General features: G+C 39.3%; 5 protein-coding genes. 2 read left to right on the top strand and 3 right to left on the bottom strand.

What is annotated here, in order from left to right; translation table 11 throughout:
• Positions 1 to 334: 334 nt before the first annotated feature.
• From M028_RS0113465 to M028_RS0113455, 3 genes are all read right to left on the bottom strand, one after another.
• The gene (locus M028_RS0113465) at positions 335 to 481 is read right to left on the bottom strand and encodes a YvrJ family protein (RefSeq protein ID WP_026574333.1); all 147 of its coding nucleotides are present in this window, start codon (positions 479 to 481) and stop codon (positions 335 to 337) included.
• Between the two features lie 67 nt (positions 482 to 548).
• A complete protein-coding gene (locus M028_RS0113460) occupies positions 549 to 767 on the bottom strand; it encodes a DUF2922 domain-containing protein (RefSeq protein ID WP_026574131.1) in 219 nt (72 codons plus the stop codon).
• 36 nt (positions 768 to 803) lie between these two features.
• The gene (locus M028_RS0113455) at positions 804 to 1,022 is read right to left on the bottom strand and encodes a DUF1659 domain-containing protein (protein ID WP_026574130.1); all 219 of its coding nucleotides are present in this window, start codon (positions 1,020 to 1,022) and stop codon (positions 804 to 806) included.
• Between the two features lie 342 nt (positions 1,023 to 1,364).
• Here M028_RS0113455 and M028_RS0113450 point away from each other — a divergent pair, with 342 nt between their 5' ends.
• Together M028_RS0113450 and M028_RS29995 are read left to right on the top strand one after the other, a co-directional pair.
• Positions 1,365 to 2,330, top strand: coding sequence for an LCP family protein (locus M028_RS0113450; RefSeq protein WP_035424144.1), 966 nt, complete (start codon positions 1,365 to 1,367; stop codon positions 2,328 to 2,330).
• Positions 2,331 to 2,806: 476 nt separating this feature from the next.
• On the top strand, positions 2,807 to 3,024 hold a 218-nt coding region (locus M028_RS29995), incomplete at its 3' end, for a hypothetical protein (protein ID WP_035424143.1).

The following is a 3,024-nucleotide window of genomic DNA, read 5'->3' as shown; positions in this document are numbered from 1 at the left end:
AACTGCTTCTATTTTTTCCTCTAAATTAAATTTAGCCATATAAAAACTGCACCTCCAATTGTTAGTTGTGCGTCTAACAATTGGGGTGCAGTTCACTAAGGGTGGTTCTCATAAAGAATAAAACTTAGACAACCACCACCCTGACGGTAGAGGTTGCAAGGAGAAGTGTTCGCGCACTTCTCTTTTTTATTATATTCCTATTATACACGAAATAACCCTACCAATAAACCAAAATGAGTTTCGATCTTCATCATATCCCCCACATCATACTACAAAGCAAGTAGGGGCAGAAAACCTTATCTCCCTGCCCTTATACATGATTTTAACCCCTCACCTACTTCATTTGCTCCCTCATCCGGTCCGGCAGGCTCTGAATGGACTGGACCACCATATCAAGCTTCGCTTCAATCCGATAAAGCAAATAGAGTGTCACAACGATCGGGAAACCTACTTCACTTATGATTGGAATAATCTGCTCCATTTTCTGCTACCTCCTTCCATTCTAGTAAAGGAGACCGGTTTCACGAAGAATCCGGCCTCCCTCTTTCTTAAACAAGCTCGTAATCTGTTACATTACGTTCCACGATTCTTGCGCCTTTTGCCGAAACAAGATCGCCGCTTCCTGTGTAGAAAGCACCGGAGCTCACGATTTGATCCATTGATTGCTTCACAACCGCCTCATCAATAGGCTCCTTTGGATTATCAACCGTAATACGGGCAATTTTACCGGTAGCGGTCTCGAATTGTAATTCCAATGTTTTAGCCAATTTCCTCACCCCCTATCCTCAAAAATGAATTGCTCACTAGACTAATAGATCGGAACTGTCGTTTTTCTCGATGCGGTAAAGCGTGTCGTTACACAATACAAAGATGGCTTGTGCTGCTTGGTAGAGTTGATCCGCTGTTGCCTCTTTTTTGACATTGCTGAAGGTCTTGGATCGTAAAATTGGATTGCCTTCACCATCCACACCTGTTTCAAATACGATGCGAAGTTTCGTCGTAGTCAATCGCGCTTGTGCCATTGTTATCACCTCCTCACACCTTCTATATAAAGAAAAATCGAGGAAAAGGACATGGTGTGGGAAAATAAATTTTCAGAACAGAGGAAGAAAGCTCCTAACATAGGCTGACTTTTTAGACACACAGATAAAATGCTTTCCAACGCGAATAAAACATGGGAGAACAAACAGGGAAGTACGTAGAGAGATTTTGTCTTTCTTTTTAAAGTGAAAGAAGGATCGAATGGCGGAAAGACAGACATTGGTATTATGTAGTAAGTGACAATCATCTCATATGGTGATAATATTTTAAGTTGTTACAGTATTAAATTAATAGAAATGACGCAAATAATAGCGGAGGATATTATGAATAGAAGCAGTAAGAAAAAAAGAAGTAAATGGAAGGTTTTTGGTTATTCTCTTCTAGGGATTATCGTGGTAGGCATTGCAGCAGTTGGATTTGCCTATTATCAGCTTCAGCCAAAGAATCACTTTAAAAACATTCCTGTAGTGAACGCGGGTACAACTGAACAAAAAACACAACCGAGCAATTCAACTGGAACGAATTTTAACCTATTAATCATGGGCTCCGATGCGAGACCTGGTCAAAAAATTGGTCATACGGACAGCATGCTCCTTGCGCATGTTGATTTGGATAAAAATCAAATTAATGCAGTAAGTATTCCACGTGATACACGTGTTCATCTAGATGGTTACGGTTATACGAAACTCACCAGTGTCCAGTATATTTTGCAGGCCAATAAAGGTCCTAAGCAAGGGATGGAAGGGGCCGTAAAAGCAATCAGTGATTTTACTGGGGTGCCGATTAATTACTATGTGGAAACCAATTTTGATGGTCTTCAATCGATGATTGACGCATTGGGCGGTATTAATATGTACGTGCCAACAGATGTGAAAATTGGCAATCAAGTGGTCACTGCCGGGTCGCATTTATTGGATGGAAAAACGGTTTTAGCTCTTTCTCGCGAACGCCATTCGCTTGCAAATGGGGATTATGGCCGTCAGCAGCTTCAATTGGAAGCATTAAAAGGGATTGCGAAACAAGGTTTAAAACCTGGCAACATTTCAAAAATGCCTTCATTGGTTAATTCTGTTTCAAAATATTTGGTTGGTACGAATATGACAACATCGGATATGGTTAGCCTTGGCCTTGCCATGAAGGACCTGGATCCTAATAAGCAATTAAACTACAAACAATTAACAGGGGTTGGCCGAACGATGTATGATGACATCCTAAAGGCAAACAATTCCCAAATTGTGATTGACCCAGAAGAATTGAAAAGTACGATTGCTAAATATTTTAATAGTTAAAAAGAAGCCGTAACCTGCTGATAGGTTACGGTTTTTTTAAAATTAATACTAGGTCCTACCTATAGGGTTAACAATAGTTTAATCCAGCCGATAATAGCAATCCATAACGGAATACTTAAAGAAGTGCCCCAAATCAAGCCGCAAAAAAAGTTCTCTTGCCTTTCCATAAAATCAACCCCTATTTTATGTAGTAGATCCTTTCATGTCTATCAATGGCTATTCTGTTATATGGAACAATAAGTTCTTTATATATAAAGATAGCAAATAGTAGATATGAAAAAGGGGGAAGTATGTCGGAGTTAACAAAATGTTTTCGACATGGGCATAGGTATTAAAACTTCTTGATATCGGTGCCGCCGATTTAGTTGATGACTCATAGGTTATGTATTTTAAAAAGAATGGAGTTGCAACTGAATATTATTAGGGTGGTAGGTTGTCAGTCTTCTTTCCGTTGTTAAGGAAAGGAGGTGATAATCATGGAAACATTTCTTGAAATCTTGAGAGAAATTCTAAAAGGGATTTTGCGTGAAGTTAGCGCTTATTTCTTTCGGAAAAGCATTCTAGAAAACAAGAAAACCACCCTACGCCGTCACAAGCAAATGAACTGCACCCCAATTGTTAGACGCACAACTAACAATTGGAGGTGCAGTTTTTATATGGCTAAATTTAATTTAGAGGAAAAAATAGAAGCAGT

The organism is Bacillus sp. UNC438CL73TsuS30 (assembly GCF_000482325.1).
GTDB lineage: Bacteria > Bacillota > Bacilli > Bacillales > Cytobacillaceae > Neobacillus.
This window is presented reverse-complemented; position numbering and strand designations above follow the sequence as displayed.